Below are 17,378 nucleotides of genomic sequence, written 5' to 3' on the forward strand. Positions count from 1 at the left end.
CTTCATCTGTAACTTCTCAAAGTAACTTCCACTTGCCTGACCAAAGTGGAAATTAGTCTAAAACGGATTTTTATGGTGGAATTAAGTGTGAGACGTTTGAGTTAGAAACGAGGTCTACTATGACAAAACATAAACACCTTACCCTTTCAGACCGTAATGATATCCAATTAGGTTTAGAGCGCAGTGAAACCTTCAAAGCTATTGGACAATCCATTCTAAAAGACCCGACTACTGTTTCTAAAGAAGTCAAACGAAACAGACAAGTCCGAGAGTCTACATGCCATAACCTTCCTTGCCCTCTACTCGACAAAGCTCCCTTTGTCTGTAACGGCTGCCCTAAAAGAAGACAGAATTGTGGCTATAAGAAGATCTTCTACCTCGCTAAGCAAGCTCAAAAACAATACGAACAAACTCTTGGCGAAGCTCGTGAAGGAACTCCCCTCAATTCCAAGACCTTCTGGGACATGGACAAAGTCATTTCTGATGGGGTTAAAAAAGGACAACACATCTATCATATTCTCAAAACTCATAACCTTGATGTCAGCTCCTCAACTGTCTATCGACACATCCGAAAAGGGTACCTATCTATCGCTCCGATTGATCTTGCCAGAGCCGTTAAATTCAAAGAAAGACGAAAAAGTAAGCTACCTTCCATCCCTAAAGAAGCTAAAAAAGGCCGTTCCTATGAGGATTTCCAAAACTATTTAGCACTGAATCAACTAGACTCTTGGCTGGAAATGGACACAGTTATGGGGAGAATGGGAGGTAAAGTCCTACTCACCTTCAATCTATCTTTCTGTAACTTTATCTTCGCTAGACTTCTGGATAATAAAACTGCCCTTGAGGTTACCAAACATCTCTATGACATCAAGAACACTCTTCACCAAGCGGACAAAGATTTCTTCCAACTCTTCCCTGTCATTCTTACCGATAATGGTGGAGAGTTTGCCAGGGTTGATGACATCGAAATGGATGTGCGAGGAGAGAGTAAACTCTTCTTTTGTGACCCTAATCGCTCTGACCAGAAAGGGAGAATTGAGAAAAATCACACGCTGATTCGCGACATTCTACCTAAAGGAACTTCTTTTGACAATTTAACTCAAGAGGACATCAATCTCGTCTGCTCTCATGTCAACAGCGTCAAACGTGCTGCTTTGAATGGAAAGTCAGCTTATGAACTCTTTGCCTTTACTTATGGAGAAGAAATTCCTAAGCTTCTCGGTATTTCTAAAATACCTGCAGAAGACGTCTGTCAGTCTTCTAAATTACTCCAACATAAGTTCTAAAAACTAACCTAAAACCCTATTCAAACGTCTCACACTAACTTCCACCATAGCGGAACTTAATCTGAAACGCTTTCAGATAAGAGGATTTTGTGCGCTCTTTTTTTCGATTCATTTTGGCTACAAAAGCAATAAAATCAAGCATTAGTAAAACCAGTGGAACTTACCCTGACATGGATTTCCACTGGTTTTTACAATTTTTATCAGATTAACTTCCACTTCTACTAGCGGTGGAACTTAGTTTGGGAATTTACCTCTTTTCTTCATCATCTACTAAATCTTAAATACTTAGCTTTACTTGTATTAGATAGAATAAATCTGGCTACTGAAAATCACATAATAAAAAAGCCTCGGTAACAAGGCTTTGAGTTTTATGATTGTTCCCTAGGTCCAGAGTAGACTTCAATGTGTTGTCCTAGTACCTTGATGTCGACTGGTAGATTATCTGATTTATCACCATCGACATCGGACTCTAATTCGATATCAGAAGAAATTTTAATAGTACGCGCTTTTATATATTCAATATTTTCATTCTCTACAAGATCTCCTTTTAACAAATCCGGAATTAAAGATAATTTAGAGAATATAGAAGCATCTTTCAAAATTAGAATATTTGCATATCCATCCTTGTTTTCTTCAAAGATTTTTTTATCGGCAAAATAATTTGTTAGAAGTACTAAAACATGACTTGCTTCCCCAAGGTAATTTCCATTTTCAGTTTCGACTTTAATGTTAAAGACTTGATCTGTCATGACAGACTTCATGGTATTAACTGCATAAGCCAAGATACCAAATTTCGTTTTATCTTCAATTTCAACATTATGAATGGCTTCAGGGAGAGACCCGATACTAAAGATATATCCAAAATAGTGACCATTTGCTTTTCCAATATCAATCTTATCAGTTAAATTGAAATCCAGCTCTTCAATAGCTCCGTCAATATCTTGATTGATTTCTAAAAGTTTTGTAATAAGGTTACCAGTACCACCTGGTATAATTCCCAGTTTAGGAATATAGTCCCTTTCAGCAATCCCTGAAATAACTTCATTGACTGTACCATCTCCACCAAAAACTAGAATTGATTCATATCTTTCTCTAGCAGCTTCTTCTGCGAAATTTGTAGCATCTTTGGCTTTTTGAGTAATTTTAGTTTCCACATCATCAAAATACTCTCTTGCTTTATTCTCCAGCTTCTCTTTGTAATCTAAAGCTTTTTCTCCTCCAGAAGTTGGATTGATAATTAGCATTATTTTTTTCACTCTGTATTTTCTCCTTAAAATTGAAATAGAAAGGTTATTCTCGATGAAAATCAAAGCGTAAACTAGGAAACTAGACGCAGGCTACTCACGACACTGTTTTGAGTCTGTATATTAGCCTAACATGGTTTAAAAAGATTTTCTAAGAGTATTAACCTGATGACACATGATATTTGCGTATATTGCTATTATACAATGAAATGTTAAAAAATAGAAATAAATTGCTTTTAATATCAGTTTTTATCTCATATTAAAAAATGATCTATTTTTTACTAGTAGGTTATTCTTAATCATCCAAACTAGTCTCTCTCCTCTCCACGATGGAATATAGTTTGTAGATATTATTGCTATTTTCTAGTTCCGGATAAAGATAAAGCTCACTTGAAAGAGGATTTTACTCATATATAAGTCAGTCTTTGTCTGACTAGCTACTAGCAGATAGATGAGTTAATGTTCATTGTCTACTAATCTGAAAATGAAAATACTTCAGAGGCAGGCACAGCTAAGCATAGCAAAAACTTAATTTTAGGAAAAGCTGAAGTATCTAGTATTACAATAAAAGGCATCTTATCAAGTGTTTTTGACACCGGATAACATGCACTTTTCTGATTTTAAAGATTTTGCCAGTTTTATTATCATTTAAGATAAGACGCTTCCATCATGTTTTGCATCATCATCAACAAACTGTTCTTTTACTAAATCCTTGATATCACTTTTGATGCTTTTAGTATCTATAATAGAATCTTCACCGAGTTGGTGAAATGTCGCTTTATCTCTAATAGTATATTCTTGTTCATCGTCATATTTTTTGGTTATCAATCGAATCATCTTTCGTCTTAAAGATTTTTCCCCTTTGATGTTTCCTCTTTCTTTTATCCATGCCACTGCTAAAATGACCAGCATTAGACAACCGACATAACCTAAAAGAGGATACATAATGGAGACTAATTCTTTAAATCCCATAAAAGATAAACCATATCCTATAGCGACCGTAGCGATTAGAATAGGGTAAAAGCGCTTAGGTTTGTTTGAAGAGAAACGTTTTGCCAAGGCATAAAATAAACTGAAAGCTGTATTAAAAATGAGTCCAAAAATAATTAGAGCATACAGTAAAGAAAATAGAGGATGAATTTGCTCTGCAATTGTTAACATAGGAATATCAACAGTTGCAACAAGTTTTATATTGGCGTATAAAATACTAGTTGCTACGGTAATAATCAAACTAACTACAAGTCCACCTAAGAGACCACTTTTTTCCGCAACACCAATTCTCATGACAGAACCTCCTAAGACAAATGCCATGGATACACCAGTCATAACAGTTAGTGCGAAATAATTTAGTAAAGAAACCCAGACATTGGGCATCGGAGAAGAAAGTGTAGCTGTGATTGCTTCTAATTCTTCAAAATCAAAACTTTTCCCTACGAACGTATGGACTGCCATAATGATAATCATGACAAAGACCAAAGGAGTAAATATCCCAAGAACGCTGGTAATCTTTTCAAAATTAAGAAAACTGACAATAATGACCAAGATAGCACAAATCAATCCTCCCAACCAAAATGGCAAACCAAATTGTTGGTTAAGGTTTGAACCAGCCCCAGCAATCATAACAAAACCAATTACAAAGCAGGAAACAATTAAAGCAAAATCAAGAATCTTATTAGTAATAGGCCCGGCAATTTGGGAAAGAACTTCAAAATGATCATTTGAACGGAAATAACTTCCTAAGGTAATGATAATTTTACCAAAAATAATACTTATGATTCCAAGAACAATCGTTCCAATGATACCCCATTTACCAAAACTAACAAAGTATTGCATTAAATCTTGGCCTGAAGATAGTCCAGCACCAATAACAACACCGACATAAGCTAATGCTATATTTAAAATACGTTTTAACACTATTTTCTCCTAACCGTTATCACTACAATCAATGATTGTCTATTTAGTATACTATTTTCTTATATTATTGTCAAAAATATAGGTATTAGAACCTTGTACATAGAAATATTTCTGCACGATATAGCAAGATAACACAAGGACTAGTCAGTTACTAATTAAAATTCTATGGTAATCAGTTGTTGGCTGCTCTTATGCCAGACAAATATCACAAAGATAGGCAGACATTGGCTATCCACACAACATTCAACCGATACATTCCCGATGATGACGGTACTAAGACTTTTGCAAGCTTTCGAATTACCTACTTAACTAAAAGAGAAATTGAGATACTAGACAAAATGATTGAACTGAACCAGCTCAGTGAAAATACTGACCCAAATTGGTACAAAAGCACTCGTATATTCGTCACAAACACTGGTAAGCCAATCCATAGTTCAATTCTAAGCAAGTCTCTCCAGCGAGCAAACGAACGCCTTAAAAAACCAATCCCCAAACATCTGTCCTCTCACATCTTCAGACATACAACTATTAGTATTTTAGCTGAAAATAAAATTCCGCTAAAAACAATCATGGATAGGGTTGGACATTCTGATTCTGATGTTACTAATTCCATCTATACCCACGTCACGAAGAACATTAAAGATGAAGCAATCAAGGTACTGGATAAAGTTATGAAAAAGATTTTTTAAAAAGTTTTGTCCCCTAAATACAAAAATAGCCCTTCGGATAAAATCCGAGGGGCTAGAAACGTTGTTAAATCAACGACCGAACTTTTGAGTTTCAAGGTTCGGGATAAAATAGTTCACTGAACTATTTTATTTTTTCAAGTTGTAGAATGATTTCAATCCACGGTATTCAGCTACTTCACCAAGTTGGTCTTCGATGCGAAGCAATTGGTTGTATTTAGCGATACGGTCTGTACGTGAAAGTGAACCAGTCTTGATTTGTCCTGCGTTAGTTGCAACTGCGATGTCAGCGATTGTTGAATCTTCAGTTTCACCTGAACGGTGTGATACAACGGCAGTGTAACCAGCTTCTTTCGCCATTTCGATAGCGTCGAATGTTTCAGTAAGAGTACCGATTTGGTTAACTTTGATAAGGATTGAGTTAGCAGCACCTTCTGCAATACCTTTTTCAAGGTAAGAAGTGTTTGTTACGAAGAAGTCGTCACCAACCAATTGAACTTTACCACCAAGACGTTCAGTAAGAGCTTTCCAACCGTCCCAGTCATTTTCATCCATACCATCTTCGATAGTGATGATTGGGTATTTGTTTACCAATTCTTCAAGGTAGTCGATTTGTTCTGCAGCAGTACGTACAGCTGCTCCTTCACCTTCAAATTTAGTGTAGTCGTAAACTTTACGTTCTTTATCGTAGAATTCTGATGAAGCACAGTCAAATCCGATAAATACGTCTTTACCAGGAACATATCCAGCAGCTTCGATAGCAGCAAGGATAGTTTCAACTCCGTCTTCAGTTCCTTCAAAACGAGGAGCGAATCCACCTTCGTCACCTACGGCTGTTTCCAAACCACGAGATTTAAGGATTTTCTTAAGAGCATGGAAGATTTCAGCACCCCAACGAAGAGCTTCTTTGAATGATGGCGCACCAGCAGGTACGATCATGAATTCTTGGAAAGCGATTGGAGCGTCAGAGTGAGAACCACCGTTGATGATATTCATCATTGGAGTTGGAAGAACTTTAGTGTTGAATCCACCTAGGTAGCTGTAAAGTGGGATTTCAAGGTAGTCAGCAGCAGCACGAGCTACAGCGATAGACACACCAAGGATTGCGTTTGCACCCAATTTACCTTTGTTAGGAGTACCGTCAAGAGCGATCATAGCACGGTCGATAGCTTGTTGATCACGTACATCGTAGCCGATGATAGCTTCAGCAATGATGTTGTTTACGTTGTCAACAGCTTTTTGTGTACCAAGACCACCGTAACGAGATTTGTCACCGTCGCGAAGTTCAACTGCTTCGTGTTCACCAGTAGAAGCTCCTGATGGAACCATACCACGTCCGAAAGCACCTGATTCAGTGTAAACTTCTACTTCAAGTGTTGGGTTACCGCGTGAGTCTAGGACTTCGCGAGCGTAAACATCAGTAATAATTGACATTTTTTACTCTCCTTATGAGTTAAATTTTTTACACCTCTATAATACCTTAAAACCCCTCCTTTTTCAAGAAAAAACGTTATCTTTGTGCAAATTTTCCTTAACTTTATAAAGTAATCGCTTTCTTTTGTCTGTTTTATTCTAACTTTTATGATATACTGTTTTCATGACAGATTTATCAAAACAATTACTTGAAAAAGCTCATGGTGGGCCAAAATTAAATCCTGATGAGCAAAGACGCTATCTGGGTACTTTTGAGGAAAGAGTTCTTGGATATGCAGATATTGACACAGCAAATAGCCCTCAGCTAGAAAAAGGTTTTTTATCTATTTTAGAAAACCTTCAGGAAAAAGCAGAGCCACTATTTGTGAAGATTTCACCAACTATCGAATTTGACAAGCAAGTTTTCTACTTGAAAGAAGCAAAAGAAACCAATAGTCAAGCCACCATAGTATCTGAAGAGCATGCTACTTCTCCCTTCGGTCTGGTTATCCATAGCAATGCACCAGTTCAAGTAGAAGAAAAGGACCTTCGACTTGCTTTTGCAAAACTTTGGGAAGGTAAAAAGGAAGAACCAGTCAAAACATCCTTCTGGAAGAAATGGTTTGGCTAAATCTTGTGCATATTTAATAAGTGCCCAATATTGGCAGCCGTGTGCCCCAAATAGAGACTGGCATTTTTCAAACTATCTTCTAAAGGTTCGCTTTTCTCTAAAATAGAAAAGGCTGCTTGGATATTTTCAAATGGTAGGGATGGTAAATCTTCAGCAAGACTACCGCAAATAGCAATAACAGGAACTCCAACAGGGGTTCTTTTTGCAACACCTATAGGAGCTTTACCTGCTAAACTTTGACGATCTAGCTTTCCTTCTCCAACAATAACCAAGTCAGCATCTAAAACTTTCTTATCAAAATCAATCAAATCTAAACAGGTATCAATTCCAGACACGATATTTGCCTGAGCAAAGGCGCACAAACCGCCAGTAATGCCTCCACCAGCTCCGGCTCCTTTAATTTCCAATGTGACAGGTGAGGCTTTTTCATAAAAATCTTGGATTGCCTGATCTACGACTGCAAACATAGTAGGATCTAAACCTTTTTGCTTTCCAAAAGTGTAAGTCGCACCTTGATGACCACATAAGGGACTCGCGACATCTGCTAAAATACGAATTTGAACATCTTCAGGAATTTCATAGCGATTTTCTGTTGACATAGAAGCTAAGTTTAATAAGGACTGACCGCAAGCGGGCAAGACATTTCCATCCCTATCATAAAATCGATAACCTAAACCAGCAGCGATCCCCAGTCCTCCATCATTACTGGCCGTGCCACCAACACCGATATAGATATCTTTAATCCCTTGAGCAATGAGATGACGAATCAACTCTCCAATACCACAAGTTTGGATTTGAAGTGGATTTCGTTTCTCTATCGGAATTTTTCCAAGGCCAACCAAATCAGCAACTTCAAATAGTGCCAGTTGTTCTTTTTGAAAATAGCGCATGGCTTCTTTTTGGCCAAAAGGTCCTGTAACTTGGATCCAATTTTCTTCAATGTCAAGAGAATGTCGGATAGCATCTACAGTACCTTCCCCACCATCACCAACAGGACAGAGGAAACATTCTACATCTGCTATCGATTGTTGGAAGCCTCTTTTTATTGCTTCAGCTACCTGTTGAGCGGACAAGCTTTCCTTAAACGAATCTGGTGCAATTACAATCTTCATATTTTCCCTCATTCTAAAAAGTCAATCAAAGGTAGAACTTCTAAAAAATCTCTCTTGTCAACATGATGTGGTATTTCTTTTCTGAGTACTTCTTTTGCACAAAAGGCGATTCCAAGTCCCGCTGACTTCAACATCAATAAATCATTGGCCCCATCACCGATTGCAACTGTTCTTTCTCTAGGAAGTTTCAGTTTCTCTCTCCATTTTTCCAGAATCTCTTTTTTAACCTCAGGACTGATAATGTGTCCAACTAATTCCCCTGTTAGAAGACCATCTTTGACTTCAAGTTGATTAGCAGAGAAATAGGCAATGCCAAGTGATTTTGCTAATCTCTCAACTATTGGAGTAAATCCACCGGACACCAGACCAACTAGGATACCATTCTTTTGGAGAATGGAAATGAATTCCTGGGCATTTGGCGTTAGATGAATAGAGTTGAAGACTTTATCAAATACCGAAATAGGAAGGCCTTCCAACAAGGAAACTCTGTCTCGTAAACTTCTTTCAAAGTTCAACTCTCCTCGCATTGCCCGACTTGTAATCTGCGAAATTTCCTCCTCACGACCTACCTCTCTTCCCAAAAGATCAATCACTTCTTCTAGGATTAAGGTTCCATCAACATCCATAACACACAAACCTTTTACTTGAGACATCAGTTCTCCTCTCTAAATAGCCCAAAAATCGTATGAAGTCATCATACGATTTTATCTATTAATTAACTAAACTATGGTACAAGTCAAGGTATGACCTGCAGGCTGTATCCCATGAGAAATCACACTCCATAGCTTGTTTTTGTAGATTTCTCCAAACGTCAGGATGGTTTCTATACAAGTCCAAAGCTGTTTGGAAAGTCCAATTTAACCAATAAGGAGATAGATTGTCAAAGCTAAAGCCAGTACCGCTTCCTTCGATTGGATTGAAAGCACGAACGGTATCTCGCAAGCCTCCAACTTCATGGACCAATGGCAAGGTTCCATAACGCATCGCCATCATTTGAGACAAGCCACATGGTTCAAAACGACTTGGCATGAGGAAGAGATCACAAGCAGCGTAGATTTCTTGAGCTAGTTTGACATCAAAAGTGATATTTGCTGATAGCTTGTCTGGGTAAATCTGAGCAAACCATGAGAAAGCTCCTTCAAAGGCTGGATCTCCAGTTCCCAAAAGAACAATCTGAACATCATTTTGCAAGATATGGTGAAGACTTTCTACCACCACATCAAAACCTTTTTGACGTGTCAAACGAGAAACAATTCCCACCAGTGGAACGTCAGCTCTAACTGGCAAGCCAACTCTCTCTTGTAATTTTGCCTTATTCTGGGCTTTTCCAGACAAATCTTCCTGATTGAAATGATAGTCTAAAAGAGCATCCGTCTGAGGATTATAAAGATCAGCATCAATCCCATTCACGATACCAGATACCTTACCAGACTCCATTCGAAGAATCTGATCCAAGTTACATCCGAACTGACTAGTCATAATTTCATGAGCATAGCTAGGTGAAACGGTTGAAACACGGTCAGCATAAAGAATACCAGCCTTCATCCAGTTCAGACAGTTGTTCCAGCGAAGGGTACCATCAGCATAACGTTCAAAGCCAACTCCAAACAAATCCCATAACATTCCTTCTGAAAATTGTCCTTGAAATTCCAAATTATGAATGGTTAAAACTGTTTTAATTCCCTCATAGGCTTGAATCCACCGGTATTTTTCCTTCAATAAGAAAGGAATCATGGCTGTATGGTAGTCATGGACATGGAGAAGGTCAGGGATAAAGTCAATCGTTTCCATAGCCTCAATGGCAGCAAGTTGGAAGAAAGCGAAACGTTCCCCATCATCAAAATCACCGTAAACATGGCCACGGAAGAAATAATATTGGCTGTCAATAAAGTAGAAGGTTACACCGTTTAAGACGGTTTTCTTAATCCCACAGTACTGTCTGCGCCAACCAACACTCACCTCGAAATGAAGAACATCTTCAATCTGATTTCCAAATTTAGCCTCTACCATGTCATAGTAGGGTAAAATTACTGCAACTTCATGTCCCGCTTTTACTAGTGATTTAGGAAGAGCGCCAATGACGTCTCCCAGACCACCTGTTTTTGAAAAGGGTGCACCCTCTGCTGCTACAAATAAAATTTTCATGAATGAATATCCTCTGTTACTTTGCTACCTTTCTTAACGACAACTGGATGTTCTGCAGTTCCTCGAATCACAATACCAGGCTCAACTTCAACACCCTTGTCCAAGATAGCATATTCGACCTGAGCACCTTCTCCAATCACAACACGAGGGAAGAGCAGGCTATCTTTAACCAGGCTATCCTTATGGACATGAATATTACGTGATAGAACAGAATGAGCCACTTGACCTTCAATGATACTACCAGACGCAAACTGAGAAGTACTTACCTTAGATGTATTAGCATAGTAAGTTGGCTCTTCATTTTTGACCTTTGTATAAATCTTTTGGTTTGGTGAGAAGAGAGAGTAGAATTTTTGTGATTCAAGCATATCTTTATTAGCTTTGTAATAAGACTCTACAGAGTGAATATTTGCAAGGTAGCCTGTATACTCGTAGGCGAAAGCTCCCTCTTTTGCAGCCAAATCCCGTAAAACATAACGCAACTTCTCTGGATGTTCTTTTTTAGCTTCTTCTTCCAAGCGTTCAATCAACCACGGTGTATCAACGACAAAGATATCTGTAGACATATTGAACGTTTCAGCTGTTGACTTACTATCAAAGAGTTTATGAGAAAGAACATGGTCTGTTTCATCCACTTCTAAGATTGCATTTACTTCTGAAATATCTTTCTTAGCTAGTTTTTTATAAACTACAGTGACAGGCCCTTTTGTTGTACTATGTAGGTGGAAAACTTGGTTCAAATCAATGTTAATCAAGACATCGCAGTTGAGGGCAACCGTTTGGTTTGAGCCAGAACGTTTCAAATAAGTAAGAAGCTGTTGGTAGTATTCTTTTCCAACTGTGCTACTTTCTACACGGGTATTGTAAATTCCTAGATAATAGTGACTAAGAAGAGTTGACAAGCCCCACTCACGTCCTGAGCGGATATGGTCAAAGACTGAGCTGATATTATCCTGCTGGAAAATACCAAAGACACTACGAACACCTGCATTAGCAAGGCTTGAAAGTGGGAAGTCAATCAAACGATATTTCCCACCAAATGGCAAACTTGCTACTGGACGGTGGTCCGTCAATGTCGACATATCATGAAAACCAACTGTATTTCCTAAAATGGCAGAATATTTATCAATCTTCATCTGTTGCTACCCCCACTACTTCATCATATCCTACAACTTGTACTTCATCTGTTCCATCAATTTCGACACCGTCAGAAATAATCGCACCTTCACCAATAATGGCACGTTTAATCTTAGCTCCTTGACCAATGATAGCTCCACTCATGATAACTGAATCAACCACTTCCGCTCCTTCGCGAACTTGCGCGCCTGTTGAAAGGATAGAATGTTTAACAGTTCCATCAACGAAACATCCGTCTACAACTAATGAGTCTTCCACATCAGCATTTGCCCCGAGGAAGTTTGGTGGTGAAATCAAGTTTCTTGAGTAAATCTTCCATTGACGGTTACGACTATCCAAGGCATTCTCTGGAGAAATGTACTCCATGTTCGCTTCCCAAAGCGACTCAATCGTACCAACATCTTTCCAGTAACCGCTAAATTCGTAAGCATAAACACTTTCACCTGACTCAAGGTAATTTGGAATGACATTTTTACCAAAGTCTGACATATCTACATTGCTCTTTTCAGCAGCAACGAGCATATTGCGCAGACGTTGCCAATCAAAAATGTAAATACCCATAGAAGCCTTTGTAGATTTTGGTTGTGCTGGCTTTTCTTCAAATTCAACAATGCGGTTATTGGCATCTGTGTTCATAATACCAAAACGGCTAGCTTCTTTCAGGGGAACATCAAGAACTGCGACTGTCAAACTAGCATTATTATCCTTGTGAGACTGGAGCATATCATCATAATCCATTTTGTAGATATGGTCCCCAGATAGAATCAAAACATACTCAGGGTTGACACTGTCGATATAGTCGATATTTTGGTAAATAGCGTGACTAGTCCCTTCGAACCAACGATTTCCTTCACTTGCAGAATAAGGTTGAAGAATAGAAACACCAGAATTGATACCATCTAGTCCCCAGCTTGAACCGTTCCCAATATGATTGTTGAGAGCAAGAGGTTGATACTGTGTAATGACCCCCACATTATGAATCCCTGAGTTGGCACAGTTTGATAGGGCAAAGTCAATGATACGGTAGCGCCCACCAAATTGCACAGCTGGTTTTGCGATGCTTTGAGTGAGTTTACCGAGACGAGTTCCTTGCCCACCAGCAAGAATCAAAGCTAACATTTCATTCTTCATTTTCTACTCCTTTTTGGTTTTTATTTGTGACGGTTTTTGCAGATTTCAAGCGGCGTTTTATTTTCCAAACACTTGCTCCCATAGCCGGTAGGGTAAAGGTTAAGGTCTGCTCATAATCTTTCCATAGTCCTTCTTGCGTTTGAACAGTTTGATTATGTTCTTTCCAAACGCCTCCCCACTCTTCTAACTCAGTATTCCAGACTTCTTCGTAAATTCCTGCAACAGGTAGTCCGATTGTAAAATCTTTCCGTTCAACAGGTGCCATGTTAAAGATACAGACTAACATTTCTCCCTTTTTACCCTTACGGATGAAGGAAAGAACACTCTGGTCTCGATTATCCGCATCAATGATTTCAATACCATCATAGCTGGTATCGATTTCCCACAGACAGCGATGATCTTTGTAAAACTGGTTTAGCTGAGAAGTGAAATACTTCATCTTAGCATTCATTGGGTCTTCTAGGTTAGACCATTCCAACTGTTCTTCAGATTTCCATTCTAGGAATTGACCGTATTCGCTACCCATGAAGAGCAATTTCTTACCAGGGTGACAAATTTGGTAAGTGTAGAGATTGCGCAAGCCTGCGAATTGATTGTAACGATCTCCCCACATCTTATGCATCATACTCTTCTTACCATGAACCACTTCATCGTGCGAGAATGGCAAGAGATAGTTTTCATTGAAAACATACATAAAGCTGAACGTCACCAAATTAAAGTCATATTTACGATAAATCGGATCTTCTTCGTAGAAACGGAGGATATCATTCATCCAGCCCATATTCCATTTGTAGTCAAATCCTAGACCACCAAGCTCTTTCATTCCCGTAATCTTGGTTGCAGACGAACTTTCTTCTGCAATCATCATCACATCTGGATATTCTAACTTAATAATATCATTCAAGCGTTGAAGGAAATAATAACCTTCATAGTTGAGATTTCCCCCATCTTTGTTAGGTGTCCAGGGAGCATCATCATAGTCCAAATAGAGCATGTTGCTAACAGCATCCACACGAATACCATCCAAATGATAGACATCAATCCAATGCTTAATACAAGAAATCAAGAAGGACTGGACTTCATTTTTTCCAAGGTCAAAATTGAGAGCGCCCCAACCATAGTTATGAGCCTTATTATGGTCTTGGTACTCAAAAGTCGGTGTCCCATCATAATAGGCTAAGGCATCATCATTGATGGTAAAGTGACCAGGTACCCAGTCTACAATAACCCCAATATTATGGATATGACACTCCTCGACAAAATCTTGAAACTCCTCTGGTCTACCATAAGCATGCTCTAAAGCGAAGTAACCCATAAGCTGATAACCCCAACTCAACCCCAAAGGATGGGACATCAAGGGCATAAACTCAATATGAGTATAGTTCATTTCAACGAGATAAGGAATGAGTTCATCCTTGAGCTGGGCAAAACTATAAGGACTACCATCAGGATTTCTTTTCCATGATCCAGCGTGAACTTCATAGATATTGACAGGACGTTCAGCAAAGCCCCAACGTTTTCTTCGTGCCAGCCAAAGTCCATCCCTCCATTTCTTCTCAGGAAGCTCTGTTACGATTGCCCCTGTTCCTGGACGAGCCTCATATCTGACAGCAAAAGGGTCAATTTTCATCAGTTGATGACCATTTTGACGTGTGACATGATATTTGTAAATATGCCCTTCTTGAGCCATGTTGGTAAAGACTTCCCAGACCCCAAAGTCATTTCTTACCATTGGAATCTGACCCTCAATCCAGTTGGTAAAATCCCCCACCAAGTGAACAGCCTGAGCATTAGGTGCCCAAACACGGAAAGTATAACCATACTCTCCATTTAGCTCTTCCCTATGTGCTCCTAGATAATGCTGAAGGTGAAAATTTTCTCCTGTCATAAAGGTGCGCAAAGCTTCTCTTTTATCCATAACACCTCCCCTTTTCTGTAAGCGTTTTCTATGTTTTTATTATACTACCTTTTTAGAGAAGATTCAAGTAAATTACTATACTTCTTTAAAATTATTTTGAAAATCTACAAAAAGTTCACTTTCTCGTTCAATTGTAAAGCAATATTTTTTCAAAAAAATTGCGAAAACGCCTTTCTTTTTCTACTATAATAGCAAAAAGTTCGTATTTTTGCTACCAATATTATTTTTTTATATCAAAAAATAAAACCAGGAAAACAATTTCCTGATTTTATACGTTTGATGAAAATATTTATCAAATTTTCTATACAAGTGAGTTATCAACTAAGTTCTTTCTATTCGTTCACTTCTAATGATGTGTTAGAAATAGCGAGATAGATGGTCTTTATAAAACACTCAAGACAGCTAGACTAATATCATCTAACACATTATCTTCTTTTGAGCGACTGTTGGTTACCAACATAGCTAAATTTCCTGCATTTTCAAATGGATAGGGTTCTGATTTAGCATTCACAACCACCAAGAGGTGTTCTTTGCCGTGAACTTCATAGATAAGGCAGCCGCTATGTTCAATCGCAGAATGCACAAAGACATGATGGTAAATTTCATCATAGCTAGAGTAAGAAAAGGCACCAGTTTTTGTCTTCAATCGGATGACTTGACGAATAAATTCAATACTGTCTTGACGCTCATTGATCAAATCCCAGTTGACTTGGTTCACACTGTCAGGAGCATTATAGCTATTCATCGCACGCTCTCTATCATCATGTGTCAACTCACCATTCTCACCAGTCGCAACCAGTTTGGTACGACCAAATTCTTGACCGATTTCCATAAAGGCCATCCCCTGCATGAGCAGATTCATGGCTGTGGCTGTCTCGACCTTGCGCATGATTTGTTCTGAACTTTGGTCTGGATGAAGGGTTGCCAATAAATCGTGAAGATTGTAATTGTCATGGGCTTCCACATAGTTAAGCACCTGATTGGGATGTGTATAGGTTCCTAATTCACGACTTCCTAGGATTGCTTTAGCTAGAATTGGCTCTGTCGCAGCACCACTGACAAAACCTGACTTGATAGCACCGTAAACTTCTCCACCTTTGACAGCATCACGCTGATTGTCATTAAAGAAACCAATATTTGGCATTTCGTAGGCGTTGTCTTTCTTAGCCTTATCATAAGGGGCAAGGCCTGTTCCCATATCCCATCCTTCTCCATAGAGGATAATGTTAGGGTCGATTTCATCCAAGCTCTGACGAATCATCTGCATGGTCTTGACATCATGAATCCCCATCAAGTCAAAACGGAAGCCGTCAATATTGTATTCCTGCACCCAGTATAGAAGAGAATCAATCATATACTTGCGGAACATTTCGTGTTCACTGGCTGTTTCATTTCCAACACCCGTTCCATTCTGGAAGGTACCGTCTGGATTCATACGATAATAGTAATCAGGGACTGTTGTTTGGAAAGGTGCATCAACAACTGAGAAGGTATGGTTATAGACCACATCCATAATAACACCAATACCCGCATCGTGGTAAGCTTGAACCATGGTCTTCAAATCACGAATGACCTGAGCTGGATCCTCTGGATTAGTTGAAAAACTAGTTTCTGGTGCGTTATAGTTTTGTGGATCATAACCCCAGTTGTAGGTTACATTTCCATCCTCATCGTATTCTTTATGACGGTCTGCAATTGGTTGCAACTGAACATAATTGTAGCCCAACTTCTTGATGTGATCAAAAGCAGTTGACTGACCGTACTGGTTAACCGTGCCAGTCTGAGCAGCACCCAAGAACGTTCCTCGAAGATGTTCATCCACACCTGAGGTCGGTGATTGGGTCAAATCACGGATGTGCATTTCACAAATAACTGCCTTACATGGATTTTCCAAACGCCAAGTAGCCTCCAAACCGTGCTTAACCTCAAAGTTTTCAACTTGCTTTTCTGCATGACTCAAAATAGCTGAACGTTTGCCATCAGGGCTGGTCGCGATGGTATAAGGATCACGTGTCAGTGTTTCGTGATGAGGGAATTGGACTTGATACTGATAAGCCTTACCAGTCAAATCTTCCTCAACATCCAAACTCCAGACACCAATAGTATTGTCCTTATGGTTATAAGAGTAGCGATTGCCTCTTTCCATATCAAAAGTTTTCCAAACAGAGGCATCATTAGCAGCTGATTCATAAACCACAACCTGCACTGCTGTCGCTGTTGGTGACCAAAGGGAAAAATGAGCCTGATTGTCCTCTACACGGCAACCCAATTCCCCTTGGTAACCCCAATGGTGGTCGAAACTAGCACTGTTAATGGCCTTATCAAAGGCAAAAGGATTTTGATTTTTATAGAAAGGACTGGCAATAGCAGGATTTTCAGAGTAATAAATCCTATCATCCCCTTCCAAAATCCAGACCTCTGTTAAGAGAGGATAGTGATTAAAACGAATAGCATATTCTTTACTGGTTTGACCTGTATGAACCACAAAATTCAAGCTTTCTAAGGCATGAGCACTTGGGTGTTCAAAACTAAATAAGGCGCCAAAATAATCTTCTTTGTAGGTCAGCAAATCAATTCGGTGGTCATGGCTTTTTACAAAAGAGCAAGTGTCATATTCACCATTCTTGCGATGGTAATGAATGCGCATAGGGTAGGTATACATTTTTATTTTTTCCTTTTTTTAATTTGTTTCTGTTTCACTAATAAATTCTTGACTAATTTTGTCACGACTAACAAACATAGTTATATTATCTAAACTCTG

The 17,378-nt window shown here is 38.8% G+C and carries 13 protein-coding genes; 3 read left to right on the plus strand and 10 right to left on the minus strand.

Going from position 1 to position 17,378, the window contains the following annotated elements:
* The first annotated feature begins 119 nt into the window (after window positions 1–119).
* On the plus strand, window positions 120–1,286 hold the full coding sequence (locus AC6I9F_RS05405) for an IS30 family transposase (protein WP_000160552.1): 1,167 nt from the start codon (window positions 120–122) through the stop codon (window positions 1,284–1,286).
* Window positions 1,287–1,654: 368 nt separating this feature from the next.
* Here the strand turns inward: AC6I9F_RS05405 and AC6I9F_RS05410 are convergent, their stop codons facing one another.
* Together AC6I9F_RS05410 and AC6I9F_RS05415 are read right to left on the minus strand one after the other, a co-directional pair.
* Window positions 1,655–2,542 (minus strand): YegS/Rv2252/BmrU family lipid kinase, encoded by an 888-nt coding sequence (locus AC6I9F_RS05410; RefSeq protein WP_173212636.1) that lies wholly within the window; start codon window positions 2,540–2,542, stop codon window positions 1,655–1,657.
* 636 nt (window positions 2,543–3,178) lie between these two features.
* The gene (locus AC6I9F_RS05415; protein ID WP_498020926.1) at window positions 3,179–4,444 is read right to left on the minus strand and encodes a YkvI family membrane protein; all 1,266 of its coding nucleotides are present in this window, start codon (window positions 4,442–4,444) and stop codon (window positions 3,179–3,181) included.
* A 338-nt stretch (window positions 4,445–4,782) separates the two neighbouring features.
* Here AC6I9F_RS05415 and AC6I9F_RS05420 point away from each other — a divergent pair, with 338 nt between their 5' ends.
* Window positions 4,783–5,133, plus strand: a complete 351-nt coding sequence (locus AC6I9F_RS05420; RefSeq protein ID WP_498020928.1) for a tyrosine-type recombinase/integrase — start codon at window positions 4,783–4,785, stop codon at window positions 5,131–5,133.
* 126 nt (window positions 5,134–5,259) lie between these two features.
* On the opposite strand, the gene eno is transcribed toward AC6I9F_RS05420, so the two are convergent.
* Complete coding sequence (gene eno, locus AC6I9F_RS05425) at window positions 5,260–6,564, minus strand: surface-displayed alpha-enolase (protein ID WP_000022821.1); 1,305 nt, start codon at window positions 6,562–6,564, stop codon at window positions 5,260–5,262.
* 163 nt (window positions 6,565–6,727) lie between these two features.
* On the opposite strand from eno, the gene AC6I9F_RS05430 reads away from it, so the two are divergent.
* Window positions 6,728–7,174, plus strand: a complete 447-nt coding sequence (locus AC6I9F_RS05430; RefSeq protein ID WP_498020929.1) for a YueI family protein — start codon at window positions 6,728–6,730, stop codon at window positions 7,172–7,174.
* Here AC6I9F_RS05430 and AC6I9F_RS05435 read toward each other — a convergent pair.
* The 7 genes from AC6I9F_RS05435 to pulA form a co-directional block, all read right to left on the minus strand.
* Window positions 7,171–8,286, minus strand: coding sequence for a glycerate kinase (locus AC6I9F_RS05435; protein ID WP_498020931.1), 1,116 nt, complete (start codon window positions 8,284–8,286; stop codon window positions 7,171–7,173). The genes AC6I9F_RS05430 and AC6I9F_RS05435 overlap by 4 nt on opposite strands.
* 8 nt (window positions 8,287–8,294) lie before the next feature.
* Window positions 8,295–8,939, minus strand: coding sequence for a phosphoserine phosphatase SerB (serB, locus tag AC6I9F_RS05440; protein ID WP_498020932.1), 645 nt, complete (start codon window positions 8,937–8,939; stop codon window positions 8,295–8,297).
* Window positions 8,940–8,997: 58 nt separating this feature from the next.
* Entirely contained in the window at window positions 8,998–10,431 is a 1,434-nt protein-coding gene (gene glgA, locus AC6I9F_RS05445) for a glycogen synthase GlgA (protein ID WP_498020934.1), read from the minus strand.
* Window positions 10,428–11,567, minus strand: a complete 1,140-nt coding sequence (gene glgD, locus AC6I9F_RS05450; RefSeq protein WP_173212646.1) for a glucose-1-phosphate adenylyltransferase subunit GlgD — start codon at window positions 11,565–11,567, stop codon at window positions 10,428–10,430. The genes glgA and glgD overlap by 4 nt, the downstream gene beginning before the upstream one ends.
* The gene (locus AC6I9F_RS05455) at window positions 11,557–12,699 is read right to left on the minus strand and encodes a glucose-1-phosphate adenylyltransferase (RefSeq protein WP_050253058.1); all 1,143 of its coding nucleotides are present in this window, start codon (window positions 12,697–12,699) and stop codon (window positions 11,557–11,559) included. Before AC6I9F_RS05455 ends, glgD begins: the two co-directional genes overlap by 11 nt.
* A complete protein-coding gene (gene glgB, locus AC6I9F_RS05460; RefSeq protein WP_498020936.1) occupies window positions 12,689–14,617 on the minus strand; it encodes a 1,4-alpha-glucan branching protein GlgB in 1,929 nt (642 codons plus the stop codon). The genes AC6I9F_RS05455 and glgB overlap by 11 nt, the downstream gene beginning before the upstream one ends.
* Window positions 14,618–14,999: 382 nt before the next feature.
* A complete protein-coding gene (gene pulA / locus AC6I9F_RS05465) occupies window positions 15,000–17,279 on the minus strand; it encodes a type I pullulanase (RefSeq protein ID WP_498020938.1) in 2,280 nt (759 codons plus the stop codon).
* Window positions 17,280–17,378: the final 99 nt, after the last annotated feature.

This window comes from Streptococcus nakanonensis, assembly GCF_059738785.1.

Coding starts and splice junctions, on each gene's coding strand:
- AC6I9F_RS05430 (WP_498020929.1), top strand. CDS start 6,728: ATGACAGATTTATCAAAACAATTACTTGAAAAAGCTCATGGTGGGCCA.
- glgA (WP_498020934.1), bottom strand. CDS start 10,431: ATGAAAATTTTATTTGTAGCAGCAGAGGGTGCACCCTTTTCAAAAACA.
- AC6I9F_RS05405 (WP_000160552.1), top strand. CDS start 120: ATGACAAAACATAAACACCTTACCCTTTCAGACCGTAATGATATCCAA.
- glgB (WP_498020936.1), bottom strand. CDS start 14,617: ATGGATAAAAGAGAAGCTTTGCGCACCTTTATGACAGGAGAAAATTTT.
- serB (WP_498020932.1), bottom strand. CDS start 8,939: ATGTCTCAAGTAAAAGGTTTGTGTGTTATGGATGTTGATGGAACCTTA.
- eno (WP_000022821.1), bottom strand. CDS start 6,564: ATGTCAATTATTACTGATGTTTACGCTCGCGAAGTCCTAGACTCACGC.
- AC6I9F_RS05420 (WP_498020928.1), top strand. CDS start 4,783: ATGATTGAACTGAACCAGCTCAGTGAAAATACTGACCCAAATTGGTAC.
- AC6I9F_RS05455 (WP_050253058.1), bottom strand. CDS start 12,699: ATGAAGAATGAAATGTTAGCTTTGATTCTTGCTGGTGGGCAAGGAACT.
- glgD (WP_173212646.1), bottom strand. CDS start 11,567: ATGAAGATTGATAAATATTCTGCCATTTTAGGAAATACAGTTGGTTTT.
- AC6I9F_RS05435 (WP_498020931.1), bottom strand. CDS start 8,286: ATGAAGATTGTAATTGCACCAGATTCGTTTAAGGAAAGCTTGTCCGCT.
- pulA (WP_498020938.1), bottom strand. CDS start 17,279: ATGTATACCTACCCTATGCGCATTCATTACCATCGCAAGAATGGTGAA.